Genomic DNA, 14,635 nt, shown 5'->3' on the forward strand with positions numbered 1-14,635 from the left:
GCGCGCGTCGGCTTAGAAACTTAGGTTTGTATCTCGGCTGACTCTTGAATGTATCGAGTTTTCTCGCGGCGGTAATCCTTTGATTCGAGCCGAATGCTTGGGTATGAGACCTTCGGCCGCCGTGGTTGCGTGTATCGAGCAGAATTCACTGATTTAACGACATTGTATGAAGAAGAGCCCACACATCTTGTTCTACGGATTCAAGAAGGGCCTCATTCCCGGCGTCCACGGCACATTCAGCCGCTATAAAAAATTTCGGCGAATTGTTCTTGGCTTGGTTCGAACCGATTATCGCGGTAATAGTTAATGCCGCCGATCTATCAGCCGTATCCTTGCCGAACCAATGTTTGTGCGTGGTTTGCCAGCCGTTGTATTGGCCATTCAGTTTAATAGCCTCGAAAGCAATTCGTATCGCCCGGTCGGAACGTTTGGAATCGCAGCAAGGAACCGATAGGCCGTATTCCAGATAGTGATTGATACCGTAACCCATCAGGACTCGATTTCTGACGTAAGCAATCTCAGACGCCAGTTTGGCAAAATCCCAAGCGTATCCGACTTCATTGGAGGTGTAGCGTAGCTCTCGAAACTTACAATCAGCAAGATGGTCGCGCCGTTTCAGCATTAGCAACGACTGGATTCCGCTGTCCGGCGGATGGTTTGTAGAGATTCTATTTAACTCGGCAAGGTATTGCGAAGTATCGTCATACCAGTGGCCGGGGACGGTCAATTTGACGATGCCTAGACGATCACTAACACGGGCTGGTTGCAACTGGGTACACGCTGACAGGATCAAGACCGCAATCGCAAAGATTAAGTAAGAATATCCCAAAGCGATCAACAGGTTAGCGTGTTGAGCGGGCGGGAATATGAAATTGTCCCGAGTTTCTCGCGGGAGCACTTACAGCGTTACTATCCTCGATAAGCGGGATATCGGAAAACTCGGACTTGGAATCAATTGCCGCTTTCAAGTCTGGCTTTAGATTAGCGTAATCGGATTGTCTGTAGGATCGATTCCCGCATTCGGTGTTGTATTTTCCATTCAGTAGGTTCAGGGCGTTTGCCTTGTCGTTATAGGCGTTGACGGCTGCGTTATATGTCTTGATATCATCGTGATTTATTTGGATGCGTCGGTTGAAATCGTTCACGGCCTTGATGCTGTCGGCTTGTATACGTCCGCGTAGCTCATCCAACGCTTGAGTTTGTTCGTACAATTCCGTTTTTTCAGCCGCGAGTTTGACATTTTCCTTTTGCAAGGCCACTGAATCTTCCTTGGCTTTAATAATACGCTGGGCGCAAGCAACTAACTCGGATGCAGTCATCGGTTTCACTCCCGCTACCGATTGGCGAGATACGGCGTTACCGATACTGGGCATGGCGACGACATCCGAATCAAGAGCGGTTGGAGCGGGCGCCTTGGTTGGAGGAGCACTGCAAGCGGAGAGTAGGCCGCTGAATATTAAGGTAAGCCAATATCGTATCTGCGTTTGCCGCTGTGTTTCAGGGCGATAAATTGTCATATCGGGAGGTCGCGTTGTTGGATATTGGGATCAATGTCCGGGAAATAATTACGGTCTTTTTTGATTTTGAAGTCATTGGAATCGCCATCTTCGGCAAACTCGATTCGGTACCTTGTAGGTACATCGGTGAATCTACCGTTTTGCAACAGCAACAATTGTTGGACCGCAGGTTCATAACCTTGTTTCGCCGCCAACGTTGTCCATCGAATCGCTTGCTCTACATCCATGGTTTCCACACCTATACCTTGCGCATACATTAGCCCAAGGTTGTATTGCGCGAATGCATTGCCTTGTTCCGCCGCAGCAGTGAGATAGGTCACGGCTTTGCTCTCGTCTTTATCGGTGCCACGTCCCTCTAAATACATCATGCCCAATAAAAACCGGGCTTTTAGATTGCCGTGATCGGCGGCGGTTTTTGCCCATTTGAATGCGGCCTGTTGATCCTTGGACCAGAAATAGCGAGATAACCGATATTCAGCCTCCGAGTCGCCAGCGTTGGCTTGCTCAATCATCCAATCCAGTTGAAAAATCTCGTAAATTAAGCCGGTTTTGCCGTTGTTAGCTTCGATTAAAACCTGGGAACTACTGGCGGGAAACGGCCCTTTCCAGTTCGTCTGGACTTCATCACCATTCTTGGAATGTACGATGACTTTTTCGATCGGAGCGAGCTGGAAAACGCCGCCGTTGGCGCGTTGTTTTTCCGCCATGGCATACCATTTTTCGGACTCCTTCGTATCGATTGGGACGCCTAAACCGGCTCGATACATCGAGCCTAAGTCTTCTTGGGCGGAAGCGTGCCCTTGTTCAGCGGCGGCCCTTATCCACTTTACCGCTTGCGAAAGGTCTTGTTTGATTTCCACGCCATCGCGTAATAACAAACCCAGGCGATACTGGGCATCGGCAAAATCTTGCTTTGCGGCAAGTTCGAGCCAACGCGCGGCTTCGATTTCGCTACGGGGAACGCCGTTGCCTTCCAGGTGCAGCAAGCCCAAACTTGCTTGCGCCATCTTGTGGTTTTGCTCGGCGGCCAGACGGTACCATTTGACGGCTTCTTCAACATCCATCGGCACGCCTGCGCCAATTCTGTAACAGTTTCCCAAATTGTTTTGCGCTTTGGCTAAACCCTGGTCGGCCGCTTTGCGATACCAGTCCGCGGCCTGTTTGGGGTCGATTGCGACGCCTTTCCCCTGTTCGTAAATCACGCCCAGCGCGGCCTGTGAGTCAGGTAGTACGGCAGCTTTGAGGTACCATTTACGAGCTTCGACATAATCTTGATTTACCCCTTTGCCTTCAAAATACATGGTGCCTAAATTCTGTTGCGCCGCCGTGTAACCTTGCTCCGCAGCCGAACGAAATAAGGCTTCGGCTTCGGAAAAACTTTGTTTTACGCCTTTCCCAAAATAATAGAGCGCTCCCAAGTCGGTTTGGGCTTGCGCCAAACCTTGGTTGGCGGACATCCGCAACCAACGCACACCCTCGTCAATTTGATTGCCGTCCCGTAATAAAATACCGAGGTTATATTGAGATTCTTTATGGCCACGCGAGGCGGCAATTCTAAATAGACGAGCGGCTTCTTGCCGATCGGGATTCAAACCTCGCCCCAACTGAAATAGTATCCCCAGATTGGCGGTGGCGCCCAGATGGCCTCGATCGGCCGCGCTGGCATACCAGCGGCGAGCTTCTTTATAATCTTGTTCCACCCCTCGACCTTGATCGAACATGGTCGCCAAAGACATCATGGCTTCAGTAAAGCCATGTTCCGCCGCCAAGCGATACCAATGCGCCGCTTGCTTTAGATCACTTGCGACGCCAAGTCCCTTGTCGTAAAACACGCCGATGTTATTTTGCGAATCCGGATAGTTTTGCTCTGCGGCCTGACGGTACCAGTGCAAGGCTTTTTGGTAATTCTGGGTAACGCCCAAACCCATTTGATTCATGACGCCCAAATTGTGTTGTGCTCGTTTGTCGCCGGATTCCGCCAGAGGAGTCCACAACGTTAACGCAGCGACGTAATCGTTCCGAGCCGCGGCAGCGACCCCGTCTTCAAAATTACCTGCAAAAGCCGGAGTGGCCAGCGCCAAGAAATAAAGTAACTGGATGGTGTTCTTAGTTAATGTTTTCACGAACGTTTCACGATACGGTTACTATTGGAGTTGTGCCGCAAATCCGCGGGCAGGGGGGGGGGTGTTGGTCTAGTGGATGTTCTAGGGTGATTTTAGTAACAATCTGTTACAAATCGATGACGGCCATGGCTGAAGAGTGCATCGACGGTATGCAGATGAGTTCAACGAGCAAGCTCTGGCAAAAGTCTACAGCTGAGGCAAAGGAACGATTCAAGCGATTGTCGACGAGTCAAACCTAAGCAATTTTCCGAACGCTAAAAGACTTGCTCGCGGTAGTCCAAGCAAAACAGGGATTAAGCTCAGGGAGAACGATTGGATCAACAAATTGACAAGTTGCCAATGTCATACTCGGGCGTTGTGCCGCGCTTGATTGGGATGCGGTCGTGCAACACTCCCGCTTGGCGTCTCGTTACAATGGCAGTCGTAGGGCAAAGCGCGGATATGCCGCGTTGGAACGCTATCGGTCGCGGTTAATGCCGCTCACTCGCCGTTCTTTTGATTGTCAGGGGTGTAAATCCTTGCATAACCGCTGGATGCATGGTTCGGGTTGATATCAAAGATCGTTTTGATCCTTACAACTCGGATTTATCGGTGTCGGACAAGCTGTTAAGACGATTTGGAACGCATTTGACTGTCGAATTGACAGTTTGCGTTTGGGCTGGAGTTAAAGCAACGACGTCGTAAATAAAATCAATCTGTTATCTGCTGTTTTTTGCGTTGGATTTCGCAATGTTGATGTTTACGTTTGAAATTCAAAGGTAAAGCAAAATCCCGGCCAGCATTAACGATGATTTACTTTTCAACGCACTAGAATGGTGGGCACGCGTGTTACAATCGCCGCCATTTATACATCTTGGTTGAGTGCGTGAAGAAAAATCCGCTATTTCAAATACTGTTGCTGAGTGCCTTGGCCGGCAAATTGGCCCACGCCGGCAGCTTCGTAGTTGATGACATCCAGGTCAAGGGATTGCAACGGATTTCGGCGGGTACGGTATACAACTATCTGCCGGTATCGGTTGGCGAAACCTTCACCGACGAAAAACAAGCCTCGGCGATCCGCTCCTTGTTCAATACCGGTTTTTTCAAGGACATCACGCTGGAGCGGGACGGCAATACCTTGATCGTGACCGTGGTCGAACGGCCGTCGGTCGCCAAGATCGTCATCGAGGGCAACAAGGACATCAAGAAGGAAGACTTGACCGAAGCCTTGAAGAAAATCGGTCTGGCGGAAGGCAAGGTTTACAACAAGCAAGTGTTGGACAAGGTCGAGCAGGAGATGCGCCGCCAATATTTCAGCCACGGTAAATACGGCTTGAAGATCAAGACCGAGGTCACCGATCTGACCCGCAACCGGGTCGGCATCCGCATCGAGATTTCCGAGGGGCGGGTGGCCAAGATCAAGCAGATCAACATCGTCGGCAATAAAACCTTCGCCAGCGATGCCTTACGCAAGGAATTCGAACTCAGCACCACCAATTTTCTGTCTTTTTATTCCAAGGACGATCAGTATTCCAAGCAAAAGTTATCGGCCGATTTGGAAAAGCTGCGTTCGTATTATCTGGATCGCGGCTACATCAATTTTTCGATCGAATCGACCCAGGTCGATATCACCGCCGATAAGAAGGAAATCTACATTACGATCAACGTCAAGGAAGGCGAGGTGTATACGCTGGAAAAGGTCAAATTGTCCGGCGAGTTGATCGTGCCGCCCGAGGACTTGATCAAACTGGTCAGGGTCGGGCCTGGGGAAATTTTCTCTCGTAAAAACGCCACCGAGACCTCGAAGGCGATTTCCGACCGGCTGGGCGACGAAGGTTATACCTTCGCCAACGTCAATATGGTGCCGGAAATCAACGAGCAATCCAAAACGGTGGCGATGACTTTTTTCGTCGATCCGGGTAAACGGGTTTACGTCAGGCGGATTAACGTGAAGGGCAACACCAAGACCCGCGACGAAGTGATCCGTCGCGAGGCCCGGCAAATGGAGTCCAGTTGGGCGGCTAGCAGTAAGATCGAGCGCACCAAGACTCGTCTGGACCGCTTGGGCTATTTCGAGGAAGTGGGGGTCGAAACGCCGCCGGTGACCGGTGTGGCCGACCAGATCGACGTCAATTACACCGTCAAGGAAAAAGCCTCCGGTAACTTGCAAGCCGGTATCGGTTACTCGCAGGTGCAGGGCATCATTTTCAACGCCAACGTGTCGCAGGACAACATCTTCGGTACCGGTAAGCGGCTGGATTTCGCGTTCAACAACAGTAGCATCTTGACCCGCTACAACTTGGGCTTTACCGATCCTTACTACACGCTGGACGGTGTGTCTCTCGGTTACAATTTGGGCTATACTTCGCGTAACGCCTATGCCGCCAACTTGGCTGCGTATAACACGACGATCACCAATGCCGGCGTCAACTTCGGCATTCCGCTAAACGAATTCGACAGGGTGGGTTTCGACCTGGAATTGAAACGGACCGAAATCGAAAATACCGCGTATTCGTCCGATACCATTCTGAAGTTTCTCGGCTTTACCAAATATACCAGCGGTCAAATTCGCTCGAAAAGCTTTACCAGTTTGTCGACCTCGGCCGGCTGGACCCACGATACGCTGGATCGGGCTACTTTCGCGCATAGCGGCGGCCAGCAGCGGATTTCGGCGTTGGCGACGATACCGGGCAGCGATCTCGAGTATTACAAGGTCGGCTATAAGCACCAACACTACTTTCCGCTATCCAACGATTTCACGTTCCGCTTATTGGGCGAGGTGGCTCACGGTGGCGGCTACGGCAGCACCGACGGTTTGCCGTTCTTCGAAAACTATTTCGCCGGCGGTACCGGCGACGTGCGCGGCTTCATGCAGAATACGCTGGGTGTGATCGACGCGACTACGCTCAACTCGAATGCCTACACCAATCGTCCGATCGGCGGCGCGACCAAGCTGATCGGTAAGGCCGAATTGTTTTTCCCGATTCCGTTTTTGAGCGACGTCAAGTCGGTGCGGATCGGCTCGTTTGTCGATGCCGGTACCTTGTCGCCGGGCTTGAGCACCGGCGATTTGCGCAAATATTTTCGCTATTCGGTGGGCTTGTCCGGGGAATGGCTGTCGCCGTTCGGCGCGTTGGCGGTCAGCGTGGCTCAACCGCTCAATTCCGAGTCTGGAGATAGAACTCAGGCCTTCCAGTTCACGTTCGGCTCGGGATTTTAGTTCAGTTCAAGGCAGTTTTACCCTATAATCGGGCTTGCGTTCTGTCTTAACACAATTTAACCGGAGATGGTTATTACCATGAAAAAAAGTATTGCTTTATTCTTAACGCTGATGGCGTTTGCTGGCGTTAGTCACGCGGAACTGAAGATCGGTTTCGTCAACGTGGCAAAAGTATTGGAGAAGGCCCCGCAGGCAGCGAAAGCAAAAACGCGTTTGGAAACCGAATTTTCGCCTCGGGATAAAGCTTTGGTTTCTCAGCAAAAAGAAATCAAAACCTTGGAAGACAAACTCGGCAGGGATTCCGCTGTGATGGGGGAAGAAGAACGCCACCGTTTGGAAAAAGACATTTTGGATAAAAAACGCGATGCGGCCAGAGCTCAGCAAGAGTTCAGCGAAGACTTCAATATGCGCCGCAACGAAGAACTGGGTAACCTGCAAAAACGTATCGTTGAAGCAGTAAGAGCGTTAGCCAAGGAAGAGTCGTTCGACCTGCTGCTGACCGACGGCGTCATTTACGCCAACGACCAAATCGACGTCACCGCGCGGGTACAACAAAAGCTCGAAACGCTGTCGCAATAATTCAAGAGCGTTTCCGTTGGAAACGCCGACGTCAAAGCGAGGGAGACGGCCCGCCGGCTGGCTCCCTTTTTCGTTTACCTCCACCGACTCCGGACCATCATGACAGGTACGCTAGACATATTGCAAATTCAGGCACTTCTCCCGCACCGTTATCCCTTTTTGTTGGTCGATAGAGTCGTCGAGTGCGAACCCGGCGCGAAATTGGTCGGTATTAAAAACGTCAGTTTCAACGAGCCGTTTTTCCAAGGTCATTTTCCGGCGCAACCCATCATGCCCGGCGTGCTGATCCTGGAAGCGCTGGCGCAAGCTACCGCGCTACTGACCGCGAAAAGCGACGACAAATTGGGGCAGGGCAATACCACTTTCTTCTTGGCCGGCATCGACAACGCCCGCTTCAAAAAGCAGGTCGTGCCCGGCGACCAGTTGCGCCTGGAAGTGACCTATCTGAAACACAAACGCCATCTATGGTCTTTCGACTGCCGCGCTGAAGTCGATGGCGAACTGGCGGTCGGCGCACAAATCATGTGCGCGGTCGCGACGAGCTAAGTCATGATAGATTCCAGAGCGGTAGTCCATCCCAAGGCCGAATTGGCCGAAGACGTTTCGGTCGGTCCGTTCAGCGTCATCGGTCCCGAAGTGCAAATCGACGCCGGCACCGAAATCGGGCCGCACGTGGTTATTCGAGGTCCAACCGCGATCGGCCGCGACAACAAGATTTACCAATTCTCGTCGATAGGCGAAGACCCGCAAGACAAAAAGTACGCCGACGAAGTGACTCGGTTGGAAATCGGCGACCGCAACGTGATCCGCGAATTCTGCACGATGCATCGCGGCACGCTGCAGGATAAAGGCTTGACGTTGATCGGCAGCGATAATCTGTTCATGGCCTATACCCATGTGGCTCACGATTGCGAGATCGGCGACCACGTGATCATGGCGAACGGTGCGTCGATTGCCGGCCACGTACACATCGGCGATCACGCCATTCTCGGCGGCTTTACGCTGGTCCATCAATTCACCCAGATCGGCGAGTACAGCTTCTCGGCGATGGGTAGCGCGATTACTCAGGACATTCCGCCGTTCGTGATGGTTGGCGGCCGGCCAACCCGGCCGCACGGCATCAATTCGGTCGGCATGGAACGCAACGGTAAATCGCCGGAAGTGATACGCCAGATTCGTCAGGCCTACAAAATCTTGTACAAGAACAACTTGCGCCTGGAAGACGCCATCGAAGAGATGGAAGGCATGGCCGGCGAAAGCAACGAACTTTCCAATATGGTCAGTTTCTTGCGCAATGTCACCCGCGGCATCCTCCGTTAATCCTTCACGCCTGATCGCCGGCATCGACGAAGTGGGGCGAGGCTGTCTCGTCGGTCCGGTCGTCGCGGCGGCGGTGATCCTCGATCCGGCCAAGCCGATTGCCGGTTTGACCGACTCCAAAAAACTCAGCGAAAAACGCCGCGCCGCGCTGGCCGACGAAATCAAGGTCAAGGCCTTGGCGTGGGCGGTCGGCCGCGCCGAAGCCAGCGAAATCGACCGCATCAACATCTTGCAAGCCACCTTCGTCGCGATGCGCAGAGCTTTCAGCCAATTGGCGATCAAACCCGATTACATCATGGTCGACGGCAACCGGTTGCCCGGCATAGCTTGCCCCGGCGAAGCGGTGGTCGGCGGCGACGCCTTGGTCGCCGAAATTTCCGCCGCGTCCATCCTGGCTAAGGTCGCGCGCGACACGGAAATGGACGTGCTGGATAGACTCTATCCCGGTTACCAATTTGCCGTTCACAAAGGTTATCCGACCAAAGCTCACTTGGCCGCACTGGCCGAACTAGGCGTATCGCCGCAACATCGCCGCTCCTACGCGCCGGTCAAAAAATTCCTGGGTTGACCGCGATGAATCCCCGCTTCGTCCACCTCCGCATCCACACCGAATTCTCACTGGTTGACGGTATCGTCCGGATCAAGCCGCTGGTCAAAAAGCTCGGCGAATTCAATATGCCAGCGGCGGCGATTACCGAACAGAGCAATCTGTTCTCGTTGGTCAAGTTTTACAAAACCGCGCAAGGTGCCGGCATCAAACCGATCGCCGGCGCCGACGTGTGGATATACAACGACGACGAACCGACCGCGCCGCACCGCCTGACTTTGTTGGCCCGCAATAAGACCGGCTATGTGACCTTGACCGAACTGGTGTCGAGGGGTTACCAGGAAGGCCAGCATCAAGGCATTCCGATGCTGCAAAAAGCCTGGATCGCCGAAAACCACGAAGGTCTGATCGCCTTGTCCGGCGCAATGCAGGGCGATGTTGGCGCGGCCCTGTTGTCGGAAAATTTTGCCCTGGCTAAGGCTTGCGCCGAATTCTGGGCCGGTTTGTTCCCGGACGGTTTTTACCTGGAAGTCCAGCGCGTCGGCAAACCGGACGAGGAGCGTTACATCAAGCTGGCGGCGGATTTGGCCGCCGAACTGGATCTTCCGGTCGTCGCGACCAACGACGTGCGCTTTTTGAATCGGAGCGATTTCGACGCTCACGAAGTGCGGGTCTGCATCCATCAAGGCCGGGTTTTGGACGACAGCCGCCGGCCGAAGGATTACACCGAGCAGCAATATTTGCGCAGCGCCGAGGAAATGTTGGCACTGTTCGCCGACTTGCCGGAAGCCCTGCAAAACAGCGTCGAAATCGCCAAGCGTTGCAATGTCGAGTTGCGGCTGGGCGAAAATTTCCTGCCCGACTTCGCGGTCCCCGAGGGGATGACGCTGGCCGACTATTTTAAGCAGGCCTCGCGCGAGGGTCTGGAAGAGCGTTTGCTGCAGCATGCGCCGGTCGGCAAGGGTTCGTTCGAGGACAATCGCAAAGTCTACGACGAGCGGCTGGAAATCGAACTGAGCGTGATCGTGCAGATGGGTTTTCCCGGCTACTTTATGATCGTCGCCGACTTCATCCAGTGGGCCAAGAATAACGACATTCCGGTTGGGCCGGGTCGGGGTTCGGGCGCCGGCTCGCTGGTGGCTTATGCGCTAAAAATTACCGACCTCGATCCGATCGAATTCGACCTGCTGTTCGAGCGCTTCCTGAATCCGGAGCGGGTGTCGATGCCCGACTTCGATATCGACTTTTGCATGGAACGCCGCGACGAAGTGATCGATTACGTGGCGCGTCATTACGGCCGCGATCACGTGTCGCAGATCATCACCTACGGTTCGATGGCGGCCAAGGCGGTGATTCGCGACGTCGGCCGGGTGATGGGCCATGCCTACGGTTTCGTCGATAGGCTAGCCAAGCTGATTCCGTTCGAAATCGGCATGACCTTGGACAAGGCCTTGAAGGAAAGCCCGGAACTCAAGGACTTGTACGAGGCCGAGGAAGAGGTCAAGCAGTTGATTGACATGGCCCGCGCGCTGGAAGGCATCTCGCGTAACGCCGGCAAGCATGCGGGCGGCGTGGTGATCTCGCCGACCAAACTGACCGACTTTTCGCCACTGTATTGCGAGCAGGGCGGCGGCAACTTGGTGACCCAGTTCGACAAGGACGACGTCGAGGCGGTCGGCCTGGTCAAGTTCGACTTTTTGGGGCTGCGGACCCTGACCATCATAGCCTGGGCGCTGGAAACGATTAACCGCCAGCGCGCCGCGAAGGGCGAGCCGCCGGTGGACATTGCCCAAATTCCGCGCGACGACCTGCCCAGCTACGAACTGCTGAAGAAGGCCCAGACTACGGCGGTGTTCCAGCTCGAATCCAGCGGCATGAAGGCGCTGATCAAAAAGCTTAAACCCGACTGCTTCGACGACATCATTGCGTTGGTGGCGCTGTTCCGGCCCGGTCCGCTGGAGTCGGGCATGGTCGACGACTACATCAACGTCAAGCACGGCGCCAAGGCCGAATACGCCCATCCGCTGCTGGAACCTATCCTGAAGCCGACCAACGGCGTCATTCTCTATCAGGAACAGGTGATGCAGATCGCCCGCGAACTGGCAAGCTACACGCTGGGCGGCGCCGACATGTTGCGGCGGGCGATGGGTAAGAAGAAGCCCGAGGAAATGGCCAAGGAACGGGAGAAGTTCATGTCTGGTGCGGTCGCCAACCAGATCGACGCAGGCATCGCCACCTACGTGTTCGACTTGATGGAGAAATTCGCCGGCTACGGTTTCAACAAGTCGCACTCGGCGGCTTATGCATTGGTTGCTTACCAGACAGCTTGGCTGAAGGCGCATTATCCGGCGGCCTTCATGGCGGCGGTGATGTCCTCCGATATGGACAACACCGACAAGGTGGTGGTGTTGATCGAGGAATGCCGGGAGATGAAATTGCAAATCCGGCCACCCGACGTCAATCTGTCCGATTTTCGCTTCACGGTCAACGACCAGGGCCAGATCGTCTACGGCATCGGCGCGATCAAGGGTGTCGGTGAAAACGCGATCGAGGATTTACTGAAGGAGCGCAACGCCAACGGGCCGTATTCGGGTTTGTACGATTTATGCAAGCGCGTCGATCTGCGCAAGGTCAACCGACGAGTGCTGGAAGCGCTGATCAAGGCCGGCGCCTTGGATACCATCGACCCGAACCGTGCCGCTCACATGGCCGAACTGACCACCGCGCTCAGAGTGGCCGAGCAACATGGCAAAATGGCGCTGGCCGGCCAAAACGACTTGTTCGGCTTGGGCGTCGAAGTCGAGGAAAGCGATAACGAGGCCGACGCCTACTCCACCGCCGTCGAACCGTGGACCGAAAAAGAAAAACTGGAAGCCGAGAAGCAAACCCTGGGTTTGTTCCTGTCCGGCCATCCGATCGCCGAATATCTGCCGGAGCTCAAACACATCACCCACGGTACGCTGGGCAGTCTGGAAGTCGACGCCGGCCGGGCGCGCGGCAAGATGGAGGCGCGGGTCGCCGGGCTGATCGTCGAAATGCGTACCCGTCAGACCAAGCAGGGCAAGATGATGGGCTTCGCGACGCTGGACGACCGCACCGGCCGTTTGGAAGTCGCCGCGTTCAGCGGCATCTTCGACAAATACCGCAATCTGCTCAGCAAGGACACGATTTTGGTCGCCGAAGGCTCGTTGGCGATGGACGACTTTACCAACGGTTTGCGGATGACCGCTGAGAAACTTTACGGCATCGAGGAAGCCCGCGAGCTGTTTTCACGCGGTATTCAATTGACGATAGATACCGCCAACCGCAGTTTGAGCGGCGATTGGCCGGCGCGTTTGCAGGACATCCTGGCGCCGTTTCGCGGCGGCAATTGCCCGGTCCAGATCGACTACCGCACCGCCCGCGACAAGGCCGCGTTGCAACTTGGCGAAGAGTGGCGGGTCCGGCCGGCCGATGAGCTGTTGATTCGCTTGCGCCGTTTGTTGTCCAACGAGAACGTGTCGGTTAGGTATTGAGCCGTTAGGCGGTCTTGCTTGGCACGCCGGGCGCTTCGGCGCGAATTCGGCGGCGGCCGGTCGCTCCGGGCTATAATGAGCCGACTTCATCAACTTAACGGATTGAACATGGATTGGCTGCATTTCTTGCTCGACGTATTGCTGCACATCGATAAACACTTGGCCGATTTGATCGGCGAGTACGGTACTTTGACTTACGCGATTTTGTTTGCGGTGATCTTTATCGAAACCGGTTTTGTCGTGATGCCGTTCCTGCCCGGCGATTCCTTGTTGTTCGCGGCCGGCGCGTTCGCGGCGCTGGAGTCTTTCGAGATGCCGACCTTGTTGAGCCTGTTGGCGCTGGCGGCGGTGCTGGGCGATACCGTCAATTATTGGATAGGACGGAGCATCGGTCAAAAAGCCTTTACGCTGAGTTGGGTCAACCACCAGCATTTGTTGACGGCCCAAGCTTTTTACGATACCTACGGCGGTAAAACGATTGTGTTGGCGCGCTTTGTACCCATCGTTCGCACCTTCGCGCCGTTCGTGGCCGGTATCGGCCGAATGCGCTATCGGGACTTCTTGCTGTTTAATCTGATCGGCGGCTTGGCGTGGGTACTGATTTGCGTGTTCGCCGGCTATTTTTTCGGCAATATTCCGGTCGTCAAGAAAAACTTCGAACTGGCGATCCTGGCCATCATCGTGATTTCAATTCTACCTATCGTCATTGAAGTCTGGAAAGCCCGGCGGCAACCCGCCGAATAGGAGAGGACGATGGGAGATCTCAGCGATTCGCAAAAATGGTTAGTGCTGGCTTTTCTGATTGGTGCTTCCGCATTGATTTACTTGCTGTCGCCGGTGCTGATGCCGTTCGCGGTGGCGGCAGTGCTGGCTTATCTTGGCGACCCGCTGGTTGACAGATTGGAAGCGCTGGACTTTAAAGGACGAAGCTTGAGTCGCACGGTCGCGGTGGTTCTGGTGTTTTCCGGCATTTCGCTGGCGATCGCCGCACTGCTGATCGTGGTTATCCCGGCCTTGGAATACCAAATCGGCGAGTTCATCGACAAACTGCCGGCCTATTTGAATTGGCTGAATCGTACCGTGATTCCGGTGCTGCAAAAATATTTGGGCCGCGGCGTCCGGCCCTTGCACATCGAGCAGCTGAGCACCTTGATCAAAAACCAGTGGCAGGACGGCGGCGGGGTATTCGAAAACTTCATGCAGTCGGTATCGCACTCCGGTGCGGTGATCATCGGCTGGTTGATGAATCTGGTGCTGATACCGGTCATCACCTTTTATTTGTTGCGCGACTGGGATGTGTTGGTCGAGCGCGTTCACGATCTGTTTCCGCGACGTTACGCCGCTACGGTCGGCGCGCTGGCCGCCGAGGCCGACGACGTCCTCGGCGCCTTCTTGCGCGGCCAGTTTTACGTGATGTTGGCCCTGGGCGGCATTTACAGCATCGGTTTATGGCTGGTCGATTTGGAATTGGCGCTGGTGATCGGTATGACGGCCGGTTTGATCAGTTTCATTCCTTACATGGGGGCTTTGGTCGGCATTGTGTTTTCCTGCATTGCCGCGCTGCTGCAATTTCAAGACGCGGTACATTTATTACCCGTGCTGATGGTATTCGCGGTGGGGCAGAGCTTGGAGGGCATGGTGTTGACGCCCTGGCTGGTCGGCAACAAAATCGGCTTGCACCCGGTCGCGGTGATGTTCGCGGTGATGGCCGGCGGCCGTTTGTTTGGCTTTCTGGGCGTGTTGCTGGCCTTGCCGGTGGCTTCTGTGATCATGGTCTTGCTGCGGCATTTGCACGAGCGTTACACCTTCAGCGGTTTTTACAGCAAGGGTTGAGC

At 54.6% G+C, this 14,635-nt stretch carries 11 protein-coding genes; 8 read left to right on the forward strand and 3 right to left on the reverse strand.

The window, feature by feature from the left end; all coding sequences use genetic code 11:
* Positions 1-145 precede the first annotated feature (145 nt).
* The 3 genes from ACQE3E_RS07620 to ACQE3E_RS07630 all read right to left on the reverse strand — a co-directional run bounded on the left by ACQE3E_RS07620 (position 146) and on the right by ACQE3E_RS07630 (position 3,640).
* Positions 146-838, reverse strand: coding sequence for a hypothetical protein (locus tag ACQE3E_RS07620; protein ID WP_313728528.1), 693 nt, complete (start codon positions 836-838; stop codon positions 146-148).
* 4 nt (positions 839-842) lie between these two features.
* Positions 843-1,319: a hypothetical protein gene (locus tag ACQE3E_RS07625; protein WP_157197932.1), complete on the reverse strand. Its 477-nt coding sequence runs from the start codon at positions 1,317-1,319 to the stop codon at positions 843-845.
* Positions 1,320-1,513: 194 nt separating this feature from the next.
* On the reverse strand, positions 1,514-3,640 hold the full coding sequence (locus tag ACQE3E_RS07630) for a tetratricopeptide repeat protein (RefSeq protein WP_313728526.1): 2,127 nt from the start codon (positions 3,638-3,640) through the stop codon (positions 1,514-1,516).
* Positions 3,641-4,505: 865 nt separating this feature from the next.
* Here ACQE3E_RS07630 and bamA point away from each other — a divergent pair.
* From bamA to ACQE3E_RS07670, 8 genes are all read left to right on the forward strand, one after another.
* Entirely contained in the window at positions 4,506-6,839 is a 2,334-nt protein-coding gene (gene bamA, locus ACQE3E_RS07635; RefSeq protein WP_396642306.1) for an outer membrane protein assembly factor BamA, read from the forward strand.
* Between the two features lie 78 nt (positions 6,840-6,917).
* Positions 6,918-7,418: an OmpH family outer membrane protein gene (locus ACQE3E_RS07640; RefSeq protein WP_082885606.1), complete on the forward strand. Its 501-nt coding sequence runs from the start codon at positions 6,918-6,920 to the stop codon at positions 7,416-7,418.
* 99 nt (positions 7,419-7,517) lie between these two features.
* A complete protein-coding gene (gene fabZ, locus ACQE3E_RS07645) occupies positions 7,518-7,964 on the forward strand; it encodes a 3-hydroxyacyl-ACP dehydratase FabZ (RefSeq protein ID WP_313728525.1) in 447 nt (148 codons plus the stop codon).
* A gap of 3 nt (positions 7,965-7,967) precedes the next feature.
* Positions 7,968-8,738: an acyl-ACP--UDP-N-acetylglucosamine O-acyltransferase gene (gene lpxA / locus ACQE3E_RS07650; RefSeq protein ID WP_064030326.1), complete on the forward strand. Its 771-nt coding sequence runs from the start codon at positions 7,968-7,970 to the stop codon at positions 8,736-8,738.
* A complete protein-coding gene (gene rnhB / locus ACQE3E_RS07655; RefSeq protein WP_313728524.1) occupies positions 8,713-9,306 on the forward strand; it encodes a ribonuclease HII in 594 nt (197 codons plus the stop codon). Before lpxA ends, rnhB begins: the two co-directional genes overlap by 26 nt.
* 5 nt (positions 9,307-9,311) lie before the next feature.
* Positions 9,312-12,800: a DNA polymerase III subunit alpha gene (gene dnaE, locus ACQE3E_RS07660; protein ID WP_427501435.1), complete on the forward strand. Its 3,489-nt coding sequence runs from the start codon at positions 9,312-9,314 to the stop codon at positions 12,798-12,800.
* A 75-nt stretch (positions 12,801-12,875) separates the two neighbouring features.
* Entirely contained in the window at positions 12,876-13,544 is a 669-nt protein-coding gene (locus ACQE3E_RS07665) for a DedA family protein (RefSeq protein WP_427501436.1), read from the forward strand.
* 9 nt (positions 13,545-13,553) lie between these two features.
* The gene (locus ACQE3E_RS07670; RefSeq protein ID WP_064030318.1) at positions 13,554-14,633 is read left to right on the forward strand and encodes an AI-2E family transporter; all 1,080 of its coding nucleotides are present in this window, start codon (positions 13,554-13,556) and stop codon (positions 14,631-14,633) included.
* The last annotated feature ends 2 nt before the right edge of the window (positions 14,634-14,635 follow it).

Origin of the sequence: Methylomonas sp. MED-D, from assembly GCF_050276835.1 — a bacterium.
GTDB classification, from domain to species: Bacteria; Pseudomonadota; Gammaproteobacteria; order Methylococcales; family Methylomonadaceae; genus Methylomonas; species Methylomonas koyamae_A.